General features: G+C 34.1%; 19 protein-coding genes. 7 read left to right on the forward strand and 12 right to left on the reverse strand.

Translation table 11 applies throughout. The annotated features are described in order from the left end of the window. Positions 1 to 8: 8 nt before the first annotated feature. From Q0A18_RS04595 to Q0A18_RS04620, 6 genes are all read right to left on the reverse strand, one after another. A complete protein-coding gene (locus tag Q0A18_RS04595; protein WP_292009014.1) occupies positions 9 to 1,331 on the reverse strand; it encodes a DUF58 domain-containing protein in 1,323 nt (440 codons plus the stop codon). 6 nt (positions 1,332 to 1,337) lie between these two features. After that, a complete protein-coding gene (locus Q0A18_RS04600; RefSeq protein WP_292008996.1) occupies positions 1,338 to 2,369 on the reverse strand; it encodes a MoxR family ATPase in 1,032 nt (343 codons plus the stop codon). Positions 2,370 to 2,426: 57 nt separating this feature from the next. After that, positions 2,427 to 3,581, reverse strand: a complete 1,155-nt coding sequence (locus tag Q0A18_RS04605; RefSeq protein ID WP_292008997.1) for a DUF4350 domain-containing protein — start codon at positions 3,579 to 3,581, stop codon at positions 2,427 to 2,429. Positions 3,582 to 3,593: 12 nt separating this feature from the next. Further along, positions 3,594 to 4,394 carry a DUF4129 domain-containing protein gene (locus tag Q0A18_RS04610; protein WP_292008998.1) on the reverse strand — a complete coding sequence of 267 codons (801 nt, stop codon included), beginning with the start codon at positions 4,392 to 4,394 and terminating at the stop codon, positions 3,594 to 3,596. Beyond that, positions 4,387 to 5,223: a DUF4013 domain-containing protein gene (locus tag Q0A18_RS04615; RefSeq protein ID WP_292008999.1), complete on the reverse strand. Its 837-nt coding sequence runs from the start codon at positions 5,221 to 5,223 to the stop codon at positions 4,387 to 4,389. The genes Q0A18_RS04610 and Q0A18_RS04615 overlap by 8 nt, the downstream gene beginning before the upstream one ends. A 109-nt stretch (positions 5,224 to 5,332) precedes the next feature. Continuing rightward, positions 5,333 to 6,316 carry a stage II sporulation protein M gene (locus Q0A18_RS04620; protein WP_292009000.1) on the reverse strand — a complete coding sequence of 328 codons (984 nt, stop codon included), beginning with the start codon at positions 6,314 to 6,316 and terminating at the stop codon, positions 5,333 to 5,335. A gap of 27 nt (positions 6,317 to 6,343) precedes the next feature. On the opposite strand from Q0A18_RS04620, the gene Q0A18_RS04625 reads away from it, so the two are divergent. Together Q0A18_RS04625 and Q0A18_RS04630 are read left to right on the forward strand one after the other, a co-directional pair. Beyond that, the gene (locus tag Q0A18_RS04625) at positions 6,344 to 7,096 is read left to right on the forward strand and encodes an RDD family protein (protein WP_292009001.1); all 753 of its coding nucleotides are present in this window, start codon (positions 6,344 to 6,346) and stop codon (positions 7,094 to 7,096) included. A 36-nt stretch (positions 7,097 to 7,132) separates the two neighbouring features. Then, positions 7,133 to 7,423: a GNAT family N-acetyltransferase gene (locus Q0A18_RS04630; protein ID WP_292009002.1), complete on the forward strand. Its 291-nt coding sequence runs from the start codon at positions 7,133 to 7,135 to the stop codon at positions 7,421 to 7,423. Here Q0A18_RS04630 and Q0A18_RS04635 read toward each other — a convergent pair. From Q0A18_RS04635 to smpB, 5 genes are all read right to left on the reverse strand, one after another. Continuing rightward, positions 7,412 to 8,383 carry a glycosyltransferase family protein gene (locus Q0A18_RS04635; RefSeq protein WP_292009003.1) on the reverse strand — a complete coding sequence of 324 codons (972 nt, stop codon included), beginning with the start codon at positions 8,381 to 8,383 and terminating at the stop codon, positions 7,412 to 7,414. The genes Q0A18_RS04630 and Q0A18_RS04635 overlap by 12 nt on opposite strands. After that, positions 8,380 to 9,207 carry a UDP-2,3-diacylglucosamine diphosphatase gene (locus tag Q0A18_RS04640; RefSeq protein WP_292009004.1) on the reverse strand — a complete coding sequence of 276 codons (828 nt, stop codon included), beginning with the start codon at positions 9,205 to 9,207 and terminating at the stop codon, positions 8,380 to 8,382. Before Q0A18_RS04640 ends, Q0A18_RS04635 begins: the two co-directional genes overlap by 4 nt. A gap of 138 nt (positions 9,208 to 9,345) precedes the next feature. Beyond that, positions 9,346 to 10,086, reverse strand: coding sequence for a YebC/PmpR family DNA-binding transcriptional regulator (locus tag Q0A18_RS04645; protein ID WP_292009005.1), 741 nt, complete (start codon positions 10,084 to 10,086; stop codon positions 9,346 to 9,348). Between the two features lie 91 nt (positions 10,087 to 10,177). After that, entirely contained in the window at positions 10,178 to 11,653 is a 1,476-nt protein-coding gene (locus tag Q0A18_RS04650) for an OmpA family protein (protein WP_292009006.1), read from the reverse strand. A gap of 77 nt (positions 11,654 to 11,730) precedes the next feature. Continuing rightward, complete coding sequence (gene smpB / locus Q0A18_RS04655; protein WP_292009007.1) at positions 11,731 to 12,189, reverse strand: SsrA-binding protein SmpB; 459 nt, start codon at positions 12,187 to 12,189, stop codon at positions 11,731 to 11,733. Between the two features lie 120 nt (positions 12,190 to 12,309). On the opposite strand from smpB, the gene Q0A18_RS04660 reads away from it, so the two are divergent. Continuing rightward, positions 12,310 to 13,932, forward strand: coding sequence for an ATP-binding cassette domain-containing protein (locus Q0A18_RS04660; RefSeq protein WP_292009008.1), 1,623 nt, complete (start codon positions 12,310 to 12,312; stop codon positions 13,930 to 13,932). A 68-nt stretch (positions 13,933 to 14,000) separates the two neighbouring features. Here the strand turns inward: Q0A18_RS04660 and Q0A18_RS04665 are convergent, their stop codons facing one another. Then, positions 14,001 to 14,816, reverse strand: coding sequence for a M48 family metallopeptidase (locus tag Q0A18_RS04665; protein ID WP_292009009.1), 816 nt, complete (start codon positions 14,814 to 14,816; stop codon positions 14,001 to 14,003). Positions 14,817 to 14,928: 112 nt separating this feature from the next. Here Q0A18_RS04665 and recJ point away from each other — a divergent pair, with 112 nt between their 5' ends. From recJ to Q0A18_RS04685, 4 genes are all read left to right on the forward strand, one after another. After that, entirely contained in the window at positions 14,929 to 16,641 is a 1,713-nt protein-coding gene (gene recJ, locus Q0A18_RS04670; protein WP_292009010.1) for a single-stranded-DNA-specific exonuclease RecJ, read from the forward strand. 17 nt (positions 16,642 to 16,658) lie between these two features. Then, positions 16,659 to 17,243 carry a nicotinate (nicotinamide) nucleotide adenylyltransferase gene (gene nadD / locus Q0A18_RS04675; protein ID WP_292009011.1) on the forward strand — a complete coding sequence of 195 codons (585 nt, stop codon included), beginning with the start codon at positions 16,659 to 16,661 and terminating at the stop codon, positions 17,241 to 17,243. A 77-nt stretch (positions 17,244 to 17,320) separates the two neighbouring features. Beyond that, the gene (locus tag Q0A18_RS04680; protein ID WP_292009012.1) at positions 17,321 to 17,662 is read left to right on the forward strand and encodes a DUF3817 domain-containing protein; all 342 of its coding nucleotides are present in this window, start codon (positions 17,321 to 17,323) and stop codon (positions 17,660 to 17,662) included. A gap of 235 nt (positions 17,663 to 17,897) precedes the next feature. Continuing rightward, positions 17,898 to 20,186: an outer membrane beta-barrel family protein gene (locus Q0A18_RS04685; RefSeq protein WP_292009013.1), complete on the forward strand. Its 2,289-nt coding sequence runs from the start codon at positions 17,898 to 17,900 to the stop codon at positions 20,184 to 20,186. The last annotated feature ends 127 nt before the right edge of the window (positions 20,187 to 20,313 follow it).

Here is a 20,313-nt window from a genome sequence, read left to right on the forward strand (position 1 = left end):
GTAGGTATTTATAAAATTCCCCTTGCTTTTATCTCAAGATACTTATTGATGACATCAATATTCAAATTTTCAGGAAGGGTATACACTGTATAAATTCCATACTTTCTAAGTTCCTGTATGATCAGTTTTTTTTCAAATTCAAATTTTTCAGCAATAATCTCATCATAAATTTCCTGCATGTTTTCAGGATTTTTATGAAGTAATGTATGAAGTTCTGCATTTCTAAAGAAAACAACTACCAATAAGTGATTTCTTGCTATTCCCCGGAGATATTTCAATTGTCTGTTGAGACCGTCTAAAGTTTCAAAATTGGTAAAAAGCAGGATAAGACTTCTCTGATTGATAGAAAACTTCACATCCTGATATAAACGATTATAATCACTTTCAAAGAAATTGGTTTTGATATTATAAAGTGCTTCCGATATTTTTTTCAGCTGTCCAGATTTGTTATCGGCAGCAATTTTATTTTCAGTTTTTTTCGAGAAGGTCATCATACCCGCTCTGTCTCCCTTTTTCAGAATAATATGAGACAAAGCCATCGTTGCATTAATGGAATAATCCAAAAGACTTAATCCATTAAAAGGCATCTTCATGGTTCTTCCAGTATCGATTAGCATGTAAATCCTCTGAGACTTTTCATCCTGAAACTGGTTCACCATTAAACGATTGGTTTTAGAAGTTGCTTTCCAGTTAATGGTTCTAATATCGTCTCCGGGAACATATTCTTTGATCTGTTCAAACTCCATAGTATGCCCCAACTTCCTGATCTTCTTGATTCCTCCTAACAGAAATTCATTCTGCAGGGCCATCAGTTCATATTTCCGGAGATGAATAAAGGAAGGATAAGAAGGTAGATTTGCATCTTTTTGAAAAGTATATCTTTTGGATACCAAGCCTAAAGGTGATGTAGCAAAAACATTTAAGCTTCCGAAGTGATATTCTCCTCTCTCTTTAGGCTCTAAAAGATATTGGAAATACGTATTTTTTCCCGACTTAATACCCTTTTCAATTAAAAAATCTCTTTTCTGAAACTGGAAAGGAATCTCATCAATCACTTTTACACGAATATCAAACTGATAATTATTTTTGATATCAACTTTTACAGGATTTTCATCTCCATTGGATAATTTTTCGGGTAATACCCGTTGTGCCCATATCCCTTCTTTCTGATTAAACAGCAATAGATAATCAACCATCACCGCCAGAAAGATTACCAATAACATAATGTGGGCAACCATCATTAGAAGCGGGAAAAAAAATGCAAAAACATATATTATCCCCACTCCTATGAGTGCGAAAAAAAAGCGATTGTTGATATACAGGTTTTTGATCATTTTTTATCTCGGGATCTCTATTCCTTCTAAAATCTGACGTATAATTTCATCTGCTGTCAGTCCCTCCATTTCTCTTTCCGGAGAAACTATTACCCTGTGTCTTAAAACTGCATAGCTGGCTTCTTTGATATCTTCAGGTGTAACAAAGTCTCTTCCTCTTAGGGCTGCAAAAGATTTCGAAGCCGTAAGCAGGGCAAGACTGGCTCTTGGTGAAGCTCCAAGATATAGAAACTGGTTTTCTCTTGTATTAACAATAATCTTTGCAATATATTCTATCAACTGATATTCTACAACAATATCTTTTACCAGCTGCTGATAATTTTTAAGCTGCTGAGCAGTAACCACTTTTTCCACAACTTCAGTTTTATCTTCTTTTTTATTTTCGTGCTGATTCTTGATAATGGTGACTTCCTGCTCAAGATTAGGATAACCTACATTAATTTTAAATAGAAAACGATCCAGCTGTGCTTCCGGTAGTCTGTAAGTTCCTTCATGCTCAATCGGATTTTGAGTAGCCACCACTAAAAATGGCTCTTCCATTATATAACGGGTACCATCCATCGTAATCTGCCTTTCTTCCATTACTTCAAATAATGCAGACTGTGTTTTGGCCGGCGATCTGTTAATTTCATCAATCAGTATAAAATTGGAGAAAATCGGTCCTTTTTTAAATTCAAATTCTGAATCCTTGACACTGAAAACCGATGTCCCTAAGATATCTGAAGGCATTAGATCCGGTGTAAACTGAATTCTGCTAAAGTCTACATCTATGGTTTTTGCCAGTAATTTTGCAGTTACTGTTTTAGCTACTCCCGGAACTCCTTCAATCAGCACATGTCCATTCGACAAAAGTGCTGCTAAAAGATGCTCTATCATATCTTCCTGACCTACAATCACTTTTGCAATTTCAGACTTTACCTTTTTCAAACTTTCACGAAGTTCAATCATATCAATTCTGGATTGAAACTCGTTTTCTTTATGATCAAGCGGTGTCGATGTTTGATTTTCTAAATTCTGGTTCTCAAAATTTTCCATATGATTTAGTTTACCAATTCAATAGTTATAACTACCAAACTGTTATAATTATTTAAGTTATTTTAAAATTTCATCCAGCAATCTATTCATTCTTCCAAGATCTTCTTTCATTACACTGTCATAAGGATCCTGACCTTTTTTAATATAGCTGATCGCTTCATTGATCATCTCCATAGGTTTTCCTGTTTTCAGGTGAAGTCTTTTAGCAAATTCTTCATCCAGATTTTTGGTATCGATCAGAAGATCCATTCTCACTTTATTTAGGAAATACTGAGCTTTTTTAGCCATCATATCATGGAAATCCCCTTCCTGTAAATAGAGATTACCGATACTTTTCACGAAATCAACCGAGGTGTTTTTCAAGGGTTCAATTACCGGAACAATCCGTTGTTTCCGTTTGGCATTAAAGAAAATAAATAAGATCAATCCTCCCAAAAATATCCACCAGGCATATTTAAGCGCCGGATTGGATAAAATAAACCTCATAAAGAATTGTGATTCTTTAGAATTCCTTTCTGAAAACCAAAGGACTTCCTTATCATCAAGGTAAGAAAATACATTCTGAGCATATTTTATATTTCCGGGTTTCAGCAAATAATAGTTGGTAAGGAAAAGTGGTTCAGAATGAACATAGATGTTTCCCTTCCCAAATTTGGTTTTAATAAAATTAGCCCTATCTGGGTTATTTTCGTCAACTGTTTTACCCAATACCTCCACCTGATTCTTTACATAAGAGAATCCTCTTCCAGAAGGAAATTTATCTAGGATAATGAAATCATTTAAGTATTTTTTATCTGTAAACTTTAATACACTTTTTTCTTCAAACGACAGCTGTGCACTATAATACCCAATAGTATCCGAAATTTCCTTTGGCATACGACTTACCAGTAACATGGCATCCGACCCTTTAGCTACTTCATTTAAAATCTTGAGCCATGACTCACTATCCAGATCACTTTCTATCACTAAAATATTATGAGGAGTTCTTTTTTCCTGGTAATATTCAAAAGGTGACTGATTGATTTTTTTAAGTTTATTTTTAAAAAGATCTTTAGCTTCCTCATTGAATACGTACAATCCAAAAGGTGATTTCTGAGAAACATCAAAATTTTTCCGCCAATCCGTGACCTCTTTTTTATTCACTTCAAGCAATGCCAAAATCACCATAATAATGATGAAAATTGCAGCATATATTTTGAAGGTCTTATTCATTGCAAAATTATATTAAGCTTTAAAGGATTGATATTGATTCTTAAATATGAGATATTCTTGCTCATTAATACTGAATTCACCATACCATACATAATCAAAAATATAAGAGAGTTTAGAAAACTCTTCTTTTAAATGCGGAGCTTTTAATTCTGCCACATAATCTTTGTTTGTTTTTTCAGGATTCCAGATAATTAATTTTTTATCACTCAGTTTTTTGAGGGTATATAAAAACTGATACCTAACTGCCGAACGAAAATCAGCGATTCTTTCAAAATTGGATATACTTTCCGGGAAATTAATTTCGTGGATATTTTCATGAAGCTCTTGCTCATTAATCATCACTTTCTTATTCTTCTTTCCGAAAATAAAACTCCCATCTTTCGACATGATATATTTAACGATAAAGTACAGCAGAAAGCCAACTAAAATAATCGCAAACAAACGAATAAGAACCCATGTTACTTCAGAGGAGTTTCTAAAACTATTCTCACCAAAAATACTCTGAATAATCTTCGCTATCTTTCTTTCGAGTTTCTGCCAAAAAGATTCCCGCGGTTTCGAGGTAGAATAATCATATTCATTTCCCTGATATTTGGACTGGAAATTTTCTTTAAATCTTTTAGGATATACCTTATTTTCAGATACAGGCTTTCTTTTTAACAGGGAGTCTGCAGAGATCATTCCTTTATAAGGATAACCATGTAAAGAATCCAATATTACCTGTTCTTCCACGACGGTCGGTTCCACATCATCCTGAGCCACCAGAAACCCTATGGAGAAGAAAAAAAATAAGAAAAAAAGAATTTTATTCATTAACACCTATTGTTTCTATTTCCGCAAATTCCATTTTTTGATGAAGATCTGTTCTACTGTCATAGTACATTAACCCAGAATTAACATATAATAAATTCATCAGGATAAACGAAACAAGAAGGGATACTCCATAAATTATAAAAATTACAATTCCAAAAGTTCCGGTTAGAGGATTTTGTTCAAAATCTCCGCTGGAGGTATTGGTTAAAAGAGCTGCGTAAAAGAACATCATTGGAATCATTGTAAATATCGAAGTGATGATGTTATAAATAAGAAAATTGATTATAGTTGCTCCCCAATATTTCCAGAAAGGGCTATTTTCCCTTTTATTATCATAAGAGAACTGAGCTCTCATCGCATAACCCATACTTTCAAAAAAGCCCTTATCAGTATTAAAATAATCGTAGGACAAGAAAGTTATGAAATTAAATATAAACGGGAAGACAAACAGCATTAAAACAATCCCAATCAAAATTAAGATCAGCACATAAGAAATCAAAATAACAATAATACAAAGCGGCATTACTACAAACATCATTCCCAGATAATAGATGATTATCTTTTTAGCATTCTTTTTAAAGTCCCCCAGAATCTCATCGGTTTTAATATCCGTTTTTCCTTCTGTAAGTCTTTTCATATAAAAAACCGGATATAGGTAGGAAACTATACTTACAGCCGAAAACAGCAAAAACAGAAGAAATCCTACGAGGATAAGCATTCCTGTATTTTCTGAAAAATACTGCTCAAAATAATAGCTTTCTCCACTCAGGTTGGAACCCATCAGCTGTAAAAAAAGCTCCCTGTAACCGATGATAGTAATTACAACCATTAATATTAAAAGAAAACCATTAATAAGGGTATAACCTTTAAAATAGTTTTTGCCGTAAAATTTGAAAAAGCTGAAACTATCACTTATAAAAGTACCGAAGTCCCTTTTTTTATAAAACTGCATCATGTATGGGGGTATTAATTTTTTTATTAACAATGGAAGGATACACAAAATAGTAAAATCCAATAATAGCCAAAGAACCAAAAATAATAATAAGGTTTAAAGCCAAAGGCATTTTTAATGCATGTCTGGTGACATAGCCTTCAATGATTCCCGCACAGATGGTGAATGGAATCGTACTTAAAAATATCTTGAATGAATCCTTAAATCCAATTTTAAAAGAATTGAATCTCGATAAGGTTTTAGGAAATAAGATAGACGCTCCCAATATCAAACCGCACATTGCCTCCACAACCATAGCAAAGATCTCAAAAACTCCATGAAGCCATATTCCGCGGGCACTTTCTTTTAAAGCTCCATAATCATAAAAGAAATACTGAAAAGACCCCAGCATAACACTGTTGGAAAGTAAGGCAAACAATGTCCCTACCCCTCCGAATACTCCATAAATATAAAGTTTAGCCCCAACACCGATATTATTAAAAATAATTCCAATAGTACTTCCCCATGTAGAACCACTTTGGTAAACTCCTACGGCATTATCGTTCTTGATGTTCTCTATAGTCTGATTCACATAAGTTTCACCCAGAATAATATTAACAAAATCTTTATCGTAAATTGCAGAAATAATTCCTATCAGGGTGAACAAAATGAAAAATAAAAAAGCGTACCCTAAATATCTTCTGTATTGATAGACAAGTAAAGGCACTTCCGTTTTAAAAAAATAAGTAAGTCTGTTTTGTTCTACTCTCCTGGTTTTATAAATCTTTTGAAAAATCTGTGATGACAGGTGATTCAGATAAACGGTAGTATTACTTTTTGGATAGTACGTCTGGGCAAAAGCCAGATCATTAATGAGATTAATGTACAAAGAAGAGAGGTCATCAGGATTTTTTTTGACTTTCCCCTGGATAACCTGTTCAATTCCCAACCATTTTTCTTTATTTTGTTTAATGAAATAAATCTCTCTCATAATTGTTAGGCTAAAATAGTAAAAAATATGTCTCAAATTGCGATTAATACATCACAAAATGTAAATATTAATTTCACTACTGCAAGTGTAGGAGAAAGGATGTTGGCTTTCATTATTGACCTCTTAATAAAAGCGGCCTATGTATTTATTATTTTTTATATGTTCTTTGGCATTTTAGATTTAGGCTATTTACTCAATGGCTTGGATCAGTGGTCCCAAATGGCTATATACATCGCTATTACATTTCCTATACACATTTATTCTCTGGTACTGGAAAGCCTTATGGAAGGACAGACTCCCGGAAAAAAAATCATGAAAATAAGAGTGGTAAAGATTGACGGCTACCAGGCCAGCTTCGGAGACTATATGATCAGATGGATTTTCAGGCTGATAGACATCTTGATGATGGGCGGATTGATCGGGCTAATCACTATGATTGTTTCCAAAAATAACCAGCGCCTCGGTGATATTGCATCAGGAACAGCCGTAATCTCTCTAAAAAACAGCATTAATATCTCTCATACCATTCTTGAAAATATTCATGAAGATTATATTCCTTTATTCCCTCAGGTGATTGCTCTAAGTGATAATGACATGAGAATTATTAAGGATAATTATACAAAGGCCTTAAGAATTGACGACAGACAGATTATCACTAAACTTTCGGATAAGATCAAAAATATCTTAAAGCTTGAAATCGACCCTACTAAAATGACAGAAAGGCAATTCATAGGAGTTATTATTAAAGATTATAATTATTATACTGGAAAAGATAATTAATAAATTTTGTATCTTTAATTAATAATGTTTTGAATTATGAGATTTGAAAATAATAAATCCGGAAATGGTGGAGTTATTACACTTAATAATGATGTCAAAGAAGTAGGCAGGCTCACTTACACTATTTTTCCCGATGAAAGTAAATTCATTATTTCGTTTGTATTAGTACATCCGGAATTTGAAGGAAGAGGAATGGGGAAATTCTTAGTCGATGAAGCTATAAAGTTTGCAAGGGAAAATAGCTGGAAAGTTTATCCCCATTGCTCCTATGCAAGATCAGTAATGCTAAGAATGAATGATTTAGACGACATATTCCTAAAGAATTAAAACTTCATTCACCAGAATTTCTTCTATGTCGTCAGGATAACTTACCCTTACATGATGATCAGAAGCCACCCAGTCCTGAATTTCCTCCAGCTTCAAAACTAAGGAGTTCGAAATTCCCATCTGGTCCAAAGCACAAGCATTACATTCCTGCTCATATTGATTATGAATTGGGACAACGAATAGCTTTTTATCCATAAAAAGAGCTTCTGCAGGAGTTTCAAAACCTGCATTACAAAGAATCCCTTCACAATTTTCAAAATATTTCAGATATTGGGTTTCATCTATCGGAAAAACTTCAATATTTTTCACTTTTACCTGAACCTTAGTATATTTAGAAAAAATTTTCCATTGAACCGGAATCTGTTTTAAAACCTTCATAATATTTTCATCCGAAAAACTAGGGAGATAAACCATATAATAGCCCTTTTTATCCGGTTCCAGATTTCTGATTTTCTTTCTTATAACAGGCTTTTTGATTCTGGGGTGATAACTTTTAAAATGGAAACCCATTTTCTCTTTACTAGGTACGTAGTATTTCAGCACCATTTCTCCAAAAAAATCTTTTTTATCAGGCTTTGGAGTTTCCTTAAATGCCAGTGAAGCCTGATGGCTTAACTCAATCATTGGTAAATTTTTCAATTTACAGGCCCATCCCGTTAAGGGTTCAAAATCATTAATGATCAGATCATAAGGAGATAGATCCAAATCCTTGATCGTTTTTACGGCACTTAAAAAGTTATTTCCTATTAAGGTTTTTCGATAGGATAATCCTCCTGATTTATTATACAGAAGAGAAATTCCCTTATGTTGAAAGTTAATGTCAAAATCAGCGTTTAATTGAGATTGATGACCACTTATCAAAGTATCCACCTGAGCATATTTTTTAAGAATAGGAATTATTTCCTGTGCTCTGGCCATATGCCCATTCCCGGTTCCCTGAAATGCGTATAAGATTTTCATGAAGAAAAATTGGTTACTATTTTGAAAAGCTCGGAAGTATCCATATCCTGTATTTCTTCTGTTTCATCATCCTTCAGCAAATGCTTATGATCATCATAATAAAAAAGTTTCCATTCTTTATTATCATATTCCAATGCTGATAGATTTTCAATCCAGTCTCCGGAATTCAGGTAGGTGCATGATCCTTTTTTATTGACAACTTCACGCATTTGGGGCTGATGAATATGACCGCATATTACATAGTCGTAATGATTATCTATTGCCAGTTCAGAAGCTGTAAGCTCAAAGTCACCAATATACTTCACTGCTTTTTTAACATTGTTTTTAATTTTCTTTGAAAAGGAGTATTTTTCTTTACCCATCTTTTCCAGAAACCAATTTACAACATTATTAATAATTATAAGTAAGTCATAACCTTTCCCACCCAGCTTTGCAATCCATTTGGAATGCTGAACCGAGGCATCGAATACGTCTCCGTGGAAAATCCAAGTATTCTTCTCGTCCATATTCAGACAAAGCTTATTACAGACTTTAAGTTTTCCCAGCTCAAAATCAGTAAACTTTCTGAACATCTCATCATGGTTTCCTGTAATATAATATACCGCCGTATCTTTGGTAGCAAGAGAAATAATTTTCTTGATAACCTTTAAATGAGGTTTAGGGAAGTAAGACTTTTTAAACTGCCAGATATCTATTATATCACCATTTAAAACCAAAGTTTTAGGATTGATAGAATTCAGATACCTCAGCAATTCCTTAGCCTTACATCCATAAGTACCTAAATGAACATCCGAAATAACAACTAAATCAAGGTTTCTTTTCATCCGTATATTTTCAGCTTTAATTGGGCTGGGTGGAACGCTTCTCTATTTTTTCACTTATAAAAGCAAAAGAAAGCATTTCATAGTTTTATGCAAAGAAACTAATTGAAAGTTAACTGTATATGAATGTTATATTATTTTTTACAAAGAGTTCATCATATCTTCTGTCAGTTCCATATTATGATATACATTCTGTACATCATCGTCTTCTTCAAAACGCTCCAGCATCTTCATATTAGCCTTAAATTGCTCCTCATTTACCTCTTTGGTATTATTAGGTATTCTTTGTAATTCAGCGCTTTTAACCTCTATTCCCAGCTCATCCAATTTGTGTGATAAAGATCCAAAATCTTCAAAAGCTGTAGTGATCATTACTTCTTCGTCATCTTTATCGATTTCTTCCGCACCACCATCTATCATTTCCATTTCAAAATCATCCCAATCCATTTTAATCTGAGACAAATCTATATTAAAGATTCCTTTTCTATCAAAAATAAATGCCAGTTCACCATTCTTTCCCAAGTTACCGTCGAACTTATTGAAAACAGCTCTTACATTAGCCACAGTTCTGGTTGGGTTATTAGTGGTACATTCTACAAAGAATGCTACTCCACCCTGCCCGTATCCTTCATAAGTAATCTCCTCATAATTTTCAGCATCTGCCCCACTCGCCTTTTTAATAGCTCTTTCTACATTGTCTTTAGGCATATTAGCACCTTTTGCATTTTGGATACATCTTCTTAATGCGGGATTAGATTCCGGATCTGGTCCTCCGGCTTTTACAGCTAATGCAATATCTTTACCTATTTTAGAGAATGTTTTGGCCATCTTGTCCCAACGGGCCATTTTAGAAGCTTTTCTATATTCAAACGCTCTTCCCATTTTATTTTAAATTTTTACAAAATTACTTAAAAGTCAATTAAAAAAAAATACCTCCAAAAACTTGGAGGTATTTATTATTTAGAAAAATCAATTATTTTCTTTTTTTAGCTGGAGCCTTTTTCTTAGGCGTAGCTTTTGCTGGAAGATCAGACTTTTTGTAAGTTTCCCACTCTGAACCAGAGATAGCTCTTACAATAACTTTTCTGTCGATCATTCTTTCCGCATCAGAAGCAGTAGCAGGTACTGTAGCTTCTTGAGATCCGATACCGATAGATTTTAATCTAGATCCATCAACACCTCTACTTTCTAAAGCTTTAACTACAGAAGCAGCTCTTTGTCTTGATAAGTTCAAGTTGTAAGCAGCAGCTCCTTTAGCATCAGTTGTACCGATGATAACGAAGTTTTCAGCTGGAGCTTCTTTAATGATTTTAGCAGCTTGATCTAATTTAGCATTAGATTCAGGTCTGATAGTAGCTTTGTTAAAGTCGAATAAGATATCTTTTAACGCTTCAGTAGCTACAACAGCAGTTTCTTTAGGCTTAGGACATCCGTTGTATTCTGGTAAACCAGGAACTGTAGGACATGCATCGTCTTTATCTAAGATTCCGTCACCGTCTGTATCTGGCCAAGGACAACCGTTGTTTTCAGCTGGACCAGGAACTGTAGGACAAGCATCATCTTTATCGATTACACCGTCACCATCTGTATCTGGCCAAGGACAACCATTGTTTTCAACTGGACCAGGAACATCTGGACATTGATCATCTTTATCTGGAACTCCGTCTCCATCCGTATCAGGACATCCTTGGAATTCTGGTAAACCTGGAGTATCTGGACAAAGGTCATCTTTATCTAGGATACCATCCTTATCTCTATCTCTGTTTCCGAATCTAAATAATAAAGATGCAGAAGCTTGCCAGAAGTTAGCAACTGTAGATTTATCCCCTGGAGTTGTAACATAATCTCCTTGGATACCAAGACCGAAGTTTTTAGTCACCCAGAAGTTAGCACCAGCACCAGTAGATACTGTAAAGAAGTTAGCTTTTCCGTTTTCGTTTCCAGCATCTCCGTTACTAACAGTTTCCATATAATTACCGTTTCCATCAACAGCAGCTCTAGGGAAGCTAAGACCTGTATAATCATGTCTTAAGTAGTTAGCACCAACTCTTAAATATGGATCGAACCAAGATTCTTCATTCCATAAAAGACCTGCAGCTTTAGCTTGAAAACCAAGACCAGTCATTAGGAAAAATTCTTTTCCCATATTGAACTTCTGGTTCTCAACGTTTCCTACTGAAGTTTGCCAGTCAACAACTAATCCTTTACCAACATTTCTTGCAACTGTAAGTTTAGATAATGGAGGAGTAATGGAGAAGTTGTTCATATTGAACATATTCTTCGTTAAATTACTAGCAGAGAACGTATTACTAAATTTAGTACGTGCCGCTATATGGTTTTCCGCATGAGCACCAACCCCGATCAACCACGGATTATTGGTAGTCTGTGCGAAAACAGTAGAGGCAACAGTAAGTGCCAATGCTGAAATTCCTAATTTTAGATTTTTCATAGAATTAAATGATTAAATAATTGATAATGCAAAATAAATATAATTTTTCTTTATACACAAAGTTTTTTAAATGATTTTTAACTTTTCTTTAATATTCTATCGAGGTTTCGTTTGTTTTCTCTATCTTTAATTGCATCCCTTTTATCAAAAAGTTTTTTACCTCTTCCCAGCGCTATGAGCACTTTCGCTTTTCCCTTATTATTGATGTATAATTTTAAGGGGATTATTGTATTCCCAACATCTTTTAACTTTTTTTCAAGTTTTTGCAATTCTCTTTTGTGCAAGAGCAATTTCCGTTCCCTTTTTGTTTTGTGATTATAAAAAGTGCCTAATTTATATTCATCAATCATCATATTAATGATGTATAATTCACCATCAATAAACTGACAGAAGGATTCCGCAATGGATGCTTTAGAAGACCTCAAAGATTTTATTTCTGTACCTGTTAAAACCATTCCTGCTTCATATTCCTCAAGAATTTCGTATTCAAACCTGGCTCTTCTGTTTAATATATTTACTGTTTTTTCAATCTTCATTACTGTTAATTTTCATTAATGAAACTCTTAAAAATACCCGTGATTTAAAAAGTTGAGTATTACATTATTATAAAATACCCAAATTCTTTTCGTATTTTTGCACCAAATTTACAAAACTATATGTTAACAGTATCTAACCTATCTTTACAATTCGGGAAAAGAGTTCTTTTCGATGAAGTAAACATCATGTTTACCAAAGGAAATTGCTACGGAATTATCGGAGCAAATGGAGCAGGAAAGTCTACATTCCTGAAAATATTAACAGGAAAACAAGAACCTACTACTGGAAATGTTTCACTCGAACCGGGAAAAAGGATGTCTGTTTTAGAGCAGGATCACTTTGCCTATGACCAATATACTGTTCTTGAAACTGTTTTAAGAGGTAATAGTAAGTTATTTGAGATAAAAGAAGAGATGGATGCCTTATATGCTAAAGAGGACTTCTCTGATGAGGATGGTATCAAAGCTGGAGAGTTGGGGGTTATTTATGATGAAATGGGTGGATGGAACTCTGAGTCTGATGCTCAAACTATGCTATCCAATGTAGGAATTAAGGATGACATGCATTGGCAGATGATGGGTGAATTAGAAAATAAAGACAAAGTAAAAGTTCTTTTGGCTCAGGCCCTTTTTGGAAACCCTGACGTACTTATCCTCGATGAGCCTACCAATGACTTGGATATCGATACTATTGCATGGCTGGAAGATTTCCTTGCTGATTATGAAAATACCGTTATCGTTGTATCTCACGACCGTCACTTCTTAGATGCAGTTTGTACCCATATTGGAGATTTGGATTATTCCAAACTGAATCTTTATACAGGTAACTATACTTTCTGGTATCAGGCATCTCAGTTAGCTACAAAGCAGAGAGCGCAGGCTAATAAGAAAGCTGAAGAAAAGAAAAAAGAACTTCAGGATTTCATTGCAAGATTTAGTTCAAACGTTGCGAAAGCTAAACAAGCAACTGCAAGAAAGAAAATGATCGATAAACTTAATATAGATGATATTAAGCCCACATCAAGAAGATACCCTGCCATTATTTTCGATATGGAAAGAGAAGCCGGAGATCAAATTTTAGATGTAAAAGGTCTTGAGAAAACAAAAGACGGAGAATTGCTTTTCTCTAATATAGATCTTAACCTTAAAAAAGGAGATAAAGTAGCTGTAATTTCCAAGAACTCTTTAGCAATTACTGAGTTTTTCCAAATTTTAGCTGGAAATACAGAACCTGATAAGGGACAGTATGCATGGGGAGTTACCACTTCTCAATCCTATATGCCTTTGGATAACACAGATTTCTTCCAAGAGGATTTAAGCCTTGTAGACTGGTTAAGACAATTCACTAAAAATGATGAAGAGCGTCATGAAGAATTTATGAGAGGATTCTTAGGAAGAATGTTATTTTCCGGAGATGAGGCCTTAAAATCTTGTAAAGTTCTTTCCGGAGGTGAAAAAATGAGATGTATGTTCAGTAGAATGATGCTTCAAAAAGCTAACGTTCTTTTATTAGATGAGCCTACGAACCATTTAGACCTGGAAAGTATCACGACTTTAAACAACTCTTTGGCCAACTTTAAAGGAAACCTTTTATTAGCTTCCCATGACCACGAAATGTTACAAACAGTTTGTAACAGAATCGTAGAACTTACTCCTAAAGGAATCATCGACAGGGAAATGTCTTACGATGAATATCTTGCCGATAAAAAAGTAAAAGAATTAAGAGATAAAATGTATTCTTAAGACTTAATTATATGATAAAAAAAAATCCCATTTAACTCTTTAAGTGGGATTTTTTATTGTCAGAATTTCTATTTTGTAAGTTTAGTTTTTGGAAGAGATACTGTTCCCGGATCCTTCCATAGGCCATCTTTTTCAGCTTTCTTTTTAATTGCCTCTGCTCTTTTTGCACTATCAGGATGAGAATTAAACATTTTCTGGAATCCGGACTGTTTTTCTCCACTTTCTGAAAGTAATGCTAATTTTCTGAATGCTGTATAAGCTGCTACTACATCATAACCATTTGATTTCATAAAGGTATAAGAATAATCGTCGGCTTCTGATTCTTGCTTTTTACTGAATGAAGCATCCAGCATCGCATTAGCCATCTCCCCTATCTGAGTATTGTTAAGTGTAGATACAGTAGATGAAGCAGAAGACGCACCTTCTATTGCAGCCGCCTTCATATATGCCGTCTTCATAGCATCCTTACTATCTTGATTTTTAACGTGGCCGATTTCGTGACCAATTATTGCCAACAATTCATTATCCGTCATAATATCCATTAGGGAAGAGAACACTCTTACACTTCCGTCTGCACAGGCAAAAGCATTGATATCAATTACTTTGTAAACTTTATAGTTAAGATTCAAACCGTCCTGGGATTTATGTTTTCCAAAAAGTTTTTCCAATCGGATTGCATAGGGATCTTTAGCAGTTGCTACTGGATTATTTTTATCCATCCAGTCTACGGATTCTTTAGAAAGCTTGATCGCATCTTCGTTTGTGAAAGTAAAAGCTTTAGCACCTTTTGAAACTGCATTGGCAGCTTTACCAATATTGATTTTCTGAGCTTCAGCAGTAGAGAATACACCCAGCATTACCAGGCAGAGAGTAATTTTTTTCATGATCATTTTATATTTTTCAGACAACAAAGGTATGTATTTTATGTTAAATTCAAAACTAAAAACTTATTCCCCATCACTTCAAAATGCTATTTTTTTTCCTTATTTTTGTAAAATGAGTCAAAAATGGATTTATAAACCTGAACCTGATGAAGAAATTGTAGATGGATTAATTTCGTCCCTCGGTTTTGGAACTTTTGAATCCAAATTGCTTGTTCTACGTGGCATTGATAACTATCAGAAGGCCAGAGAATTCTTCAAACCCAACCTTAATGATATCCATAGTCCATTTTTAATGGCTGATATGCAAAAAGCCGTAGAACGAATTGCCACAGCAATTGAAAACGGTGAAAAGATTCTGGTGTATGGAGACTATGATGTAGATGGAACCACAGCAGTTGCCCTAATGTATTTATATCTTAGCAAGATTGTTGAGAAAAAATATCTTGACTTTTATATTCCGGACAGAAATTCTGAGGGATATGGTATTTCAACGGAAGGAATTGACTTTGCTAAAGAAAATGGGTTTTCACTGATCATTGCCCTTGACTGTGGAATTAAAGCTATTGATATGATTAACTATGCCAATGACCTTGGTATAGATTTTATTATTTGTGATCACCATTTACCCGGTGAAGAAATTCCAAAAGCTGTTGCGGTTTTAGATCCTAAAAGAAGTGACTGCAGATATCCTTTTAAAGAGCTTTCAGGCTGTGGAGTAGGATTTAAACTCTGCCAGGGTTTAAATACCATCTATAAAATTCCGGAAGCTGAACTGTTTGAACTTACTGATCTTCTTGCGATTTCTATTGCTGCAGATATTGTTTCCATGACCGGAGAAAACAGGGTATTGGCAAAAATGGGATTAAAAACACTCAGAAAAACAAGAAATTTAGGATTAAGATTACTTATCCCTGACGAAAAATTATCTCACTTCGAAATTTCCAATATTGTATTTGAGATTGCTCCAAAAATAAATGCTGCAGGAAGAATTTCTCATGGAAAAGCTGCTGTAGAGCTCATGGTTTCTGATAACCTGAAACATGCCCATCAGATTGTAGATGATATCATGAACCTCAATGACGAAAGAAGAGAGCTGGATATGAATTCAACACTTGCTGCATTAGATCAGATTGTTGAATCCCAGCAGCAGAGTAAGCTTACTACTATCGTTTATCATCCTGAATGGAATAAAGGTGTAATAGGAATTGTTGCTTCCCGGCTTATTGAAACATATTATAAGCCCACCTTGGTATTTACAGATGGGAATAATGGGGAAATGGTAGCTTCTGCCCGTTCAGTTTCAGATTTTGATGTCCACGAAGCACTGGATCTTTGCTCTGAATACTTTCTAAAATTCGGAGGACACCATGCTGCGGCCGGACTTTCAATGGAAAAGGAGAAATTTGAAGATTTTAAAATCAAGTTTGAGCAGATTGTTTCAGAAAAAATAAAGGAATATCAGAAAGAACCATCCATTACTATTGATTCTGAAATTGAAGCTGATGAAATCAATCGGGAGTTTATTAATTTCCATCGGAAACTAGCTCCTTTCGGACCTCATAATATGAAGCCCATTCTTGCTTTAAAAAACCAAAAAGTTTCAGGCTATATAAAAACGATGGGAAAAGATAACAACCACATTAAATTTTATATTAAACAGGAATCAACAGGTAGAAATATCGAATGTGTCGGCTTTAAATTAGGTCAGTTTTCAGAGGATTTCAAAAATAAAAGCTTTGACATAGCCTTCACTTTGGAGGAGAATCACTGGAAAGGGAATGTTACCCACTATCTTAATATAAAAGACGTAAAGTTCAGGGATTAAAATGCCAACTCAATATAATGAAGAAAATTGGACTCTTTTTCGGTTCGTTTAATCCTATTCACATTGGACATCTGATCTTAGCAAATTACATTCTGGAACATTCCGACATGGAGGAATTATGGTTTGTGGTAAGTCCCCAAAATCCGTTTAAGGATAAAAAATCATTATTGAATGATCATAACCGGCTGGATATGGTGCAGCTTGCTATTAAAAATTATCCAAAGATGAGAGTTTCCAATGTGGAGTTTTCTTTGCCCAAACCCAGCTATACAGTTGACACCCTTACTTACCTTCATGAAAAGTATCCAGAATATTCCTTCAGTTTAATTATGGGAGAAGATAATCTGAAGAGTTTACCCAAATGGAAAAATTCTGAAGCCCTTATTAAGAATCACCAGATTATTGTATATCCAAGAGTTTTTCAGGAAGAAAACCAACATTCCAATTATTTTCAGCATGACAATATTCATCTGGTAAAAGCACCCATCATAGAATTGTCAGCCACAGAAATCCGTAATATGATAAAGGACGGTAAAAATGTGCGCCCGATGCTTCCTCCGGAAGTCTTCGAATATTTGGATGGAAGCAACTTTTATAAGTAATTTAGCATTCAAGAAATCAAACCTGGAGATCAATATTTATATTGAATTCTCTAATTTATAACTCATAACTGAACACAATGAACTTCATCGATAAATTCTTTTCAAAGTACCCACAAGAAAAAATCATTAAATGGTTCAGACAGGTTTGTGTAGCCGAAGCTATTTCATGCTTTCTGCTATATTGTGTGGCTATGGTATGGAAACGATATGATGAAGAAGGTCTCCTGCCTACTCTCTTCATTATCCTTATAGGAAATATTCATGGGCTTTTCTTTACCCTTTATCTATTGCTTTGTCTTCCGGTAAGAAAGATTTTCACTTGGGATGATGAAGATTTCGTTATTGCATTATTATGTGCATTTTTCCCTTTCGCTACCATTTGGGTAGATAAAAAATTAGCTCGTTTCGACAGAGAATAAGAACTCAATTCTTGCTTATTTTCATTCTTAATGTAATAGAAACTCTATTATAGTTGTCTTAGTATATAGTTAATCGAAAATTTAATTCCAAATTTTAATTACTGATTATCAAGTAATTAAATATTTATTTTGGATTTATTTACTACTTTGTATTGCAAGATACTAAATTAATTATATATCTTTGCTATGTAAAATAATAACAAATACAAGCTATTACTAATTAAAAATTACAGTCATGAAAACGCCTCTACTCATAGCAGCCCTATTTTTCAGCGGATTTGCCTTCGCTCAGGAAAAAAAAACAGATACTTTAAAAACTCAAAGTATAGAAGGAGTGACTTTAACGAAACAGGTATTCAAAAAACAAAGTGACCGCTTCGTATATGATGTTGCAGCTTCACCTGTAGCAAAAGGAAATACAACATTCGATCTTTTAAAGCAAACTCCTCTCCTATCTACAACAGACGATAAGACATTAAAAATTGCAGGAAAGAACAATGCTGTTATTTATATCAACGGAAGAAAAACCAATATGGACGCTGACTCCCTTGAGCAATTCCTGAAAAATACTCCGGCAGAAAACATTCAGAAAATTGAAGTAATTACGGTTCCGGGAAGTGAATATCAGGTAGAGTCTTCCGATGGAATCATTAATATTGTGTTAAAGAAAAAAATGAGTGATGGCCTTAATGGAAACATGAGAATGTCCAACTCTCAGAACAAATATAACGGAAGTTCCGCAAGTTTCTCTTTAAATTATAGAAAAGATAAGCTGGGAATCAGTGCTAACCTGAGTGGAGGAGAAAACATCCAGGCTCAAAGTTATATATTAAGGAACGGAACAACCCTTACAACAAATGAATCAGTAGGTGATGTTGATGATCCTAATAAAAACTTGGGAGGATACCTGAATATTGATTATCAATTAACGGAAAAAAGTAATTTAGCTTTATCATGGAACACATGGGCTAATAGAAGCTACGGATCAACAATCAATCTATTCAATACTGTCAAAATATATGATCTTAATGGAAATTTAACTTCTACTCAATATAATAAAACAGATAACCTTGATAATTCACGATCTTATAATAACTCTTTAAATTTAAACTATGAACTGAAAACGGACTCCTTAGGCAGTAAGTTAAACGTTAATGCTTCTTATCTTAACTACAGAAGATTTCAGTTTACAGACAACAGAACACTTGTTCAGAATCCGGCAGGAGATTTTATTTTAGGTAAAAAAATCATACAGAATATTCCTCAGATCATCAATAATTTCTCGGGAACGGTAGACTATATCCAGAAATTTAAAAATGATTTCACTGTTTCTATAGGAGGAAATTATAATAAAACCAAAACTGATAATGATACCGGCAATACAACTTATCAGTATGTAGATGATAATAATGAGGAACTATCAGAAGCTGTTTCCACATCAGAACCCAACAGGTTTATTTATGATGAAAATATCTATGGCGTATACTTAACATTGGAAAAGAAGTTTTCTGATAAATTCTCTGGAAAAGTGGGAACAAGATATGAAATCACAAATAGTCTGGGAACCTCTGACAATGCAAGTCCGGAATACCAGAGAATCGAAAGAAACTATAATAATTTACTTCCTTACTTAAGCGCCAATTATGCTATTAATGATAAGAATAATATTTCCTATTCATTTTCAAGCAGAATGAGAAGGCCTAATTTCTGGCAATTAAATCCTGTGAAAGTTTATCTTACAGAGACGAATTATATTCAAAACAATCCTTTTGTAAAAGCATCTCCTACCTATAATCAGGAATTAACCTATATGTACAAAAATTCATATTTCTTAATTTTAAATCATTCCTTTTACAAAGATGTAATTACTCAGGTACCTTTGCAGGGATATGCCATTTCTCCTAACGGAACGGTAAGCACAGAAAATGTCTTGAGATATATAAGCACCAACTTTGGAAACAAACAGGAAATGTCTGCTATGCTGGGACTTCAAAAATCTTTCTTCAAACAATATTGGACAACCAATTTCAATATAGGTGTGCAGCATAACATCAACAATGGTACGCTTGCCGTAGATCCCACTACTGGTGACACTTTCCAAGATGCTGAAGGAAGACCTATAGCTTATATTAATAAGGTAAAAACTACAAGCCTCATCATTCAGACGAATAATACGATCCGTCTGGATAAAAAGAAAACGTGGTTCTTAGGGGTTAATTATTTCTATGTGGACAAACAGCAGATAGAACTTGGATTATTAAAAGATCTGATGAGCCTTGATTTAAGCATTAAAAAAACCTGGAACGACTGGACTTTTGCTCTAAATGTAAATGATATTTTAAGAACCAATATTGTGGAAATAGAAGATTATCAATCTAACGGAAACTACAATTATGTCAGAAATGACCAATACAGACAAGGAATGACATTCAGCATCACTTATAATTTTGGAAATCAGAAAGTGAAAAAAGTAAGAGACATTGAAGGTGCTTCCAGCACTATTAAAAACAGAACCAGTAATTAACTTATTCATATTGTAAAGCTCATCAATTGTATCGGTGAGCTTTTTTAATCTATTATTTCTATAGCTAAAATTGGGATAATACATGAGCTATTTTATGAAGGAAAGACTAATGAATTCTATTTTAGAT

It is taken from the genome of Chryseobacterium sp. (assembly GCF_022712095.1).
Taxonomy (GTDB): Bacteria; Bacteroidota; Bacteroidia; order Flavobacteriales; family Weeksellaceae; genus Chryseobacterium.

Bases quoted from the DNA above. Each gene is read 5' to 3' on its own strand.
- Q0A18_RS04650 (WP_292009006.1), bottom strand. From the start codon at position 11,653: ATGAAAAATCTAAAATTAGGAATTTCAGCATTGGCACTTACTGTTGCC.
- Q0A18_RS04610 (WP_292008998.1), bottom strand. From the start codon at position 4,394: ATGAATAAAATTCTTTTTTTCTTATTTTTTTTCTTCTCCATAGGGTTT.
- Q0A18_RS04635 (WP_292009003.1), bottom strand. From the start codon at position 8,383: ATGAAAATCTTATACGCATTTCAGGGAACCGGGAATGGGCATATGGCC.
- Q0A18_RS04620 (WP_292009000.1), bottom strand. From the start codon at position 6,316: ATGAGAGAGATTTATTTCATTAAACAAAATAAAGAAAAATGGTTGGGA.
- Q0A18_RS04665 (WP_292009009.1), bottom strand. From the start codon at position 14,816: ATGAAAAAAATTACTCTCTGCCTGGTAATGCTGGGTGTATTCTCTACT.
- Q0A18_RS04660 (WP_292009008.1), top strand. From the start codon at position 12,310: ATGTTAACAGTATCTAACCTATCTTTACAATTCGGGAAAAGAGTTCTT.
- Q0A18_RS04640 (WP_292009004.1), bottom strand. From the start codon at position 9,207: ATGAAAAGAAACCTTGATTTAGTTGTTATTTCGGATGTTCATTTAGGT.
- Q0A18_RS04645 (WP_292009005.1), bottom strand. From the start codon at position 10,086: ATGGGAAGAGCGTTTGAATATAGAAAAGCTTCTAAAATGGCCCGTTGG.
- Q0A18_RS04685 (WP_292009013.1), top strand. From the start codon at position 17,898: ATGAAAACGCCTCTACTCATAGCAGCCCTATTTTTCAGCGGATTTGCC.
- Q0A18_RS04615 (WP_292008999.1), bottom strand. From the start codon at position 5,223: ATGGTTGTAATTACTATCATCGGTTACAGGGAGCTTTTTTTACAGCTG.
- Q0A18_RS04630 (WP_292009002.1), top strand. From the start codon at position 7,133: ATGAGATTTGAAAATAATAAATCCGGAAATGGTGGAGTTATTACACTT.
- Q0A18_RS04680 (WP_292009012.1), top strand. From the start codon at position 17,321: ATGAACTTCATCGATAAATTCTTTTCAAAGTACCCACAAGAAAAAATC.
- nadD (WP_292009011.1), top strand. From the start codon at position 16,659: ATGAAGAAAATTGGACTCTTTTTCGGTTCGTTTAATCCTATTCACATT.
- recJ (WP_292009010.1), top strand. From the start codon at position 14,929: ATGAGTCAAAAATGGATTTATAAACCTGAACCTGATGAAGAAATTGTA.
- smpB (WP_292009007.1), bottom strand. From the start codon at position 12,189: ATGAAGATTGAAAAAACAGTAAATATATTAAACAGAAGAGCCAGGTTT.
- Q0A18_RS04605 (WP_292008997.1), bottom strand. From the start codon at position 3,581: ATGAATAAGACCTTCAAAATATATGCTGCAATTTTCATCATTATTATG.
- Q0A18_RS04600 (WP_292008996.1), bottom strand. From the start codon at position 2,369: ATGGAAAATTTTGAGAACCAGAATTTAGAAAATCAAACATCGACACCG.
- Q0A18_RS04625 (WP_292009001.1), top strand. From the start codon at position 6,344: ATGTCTCAAATTGCGATTAATACATCACAAAATGTAAATATTAATTTC.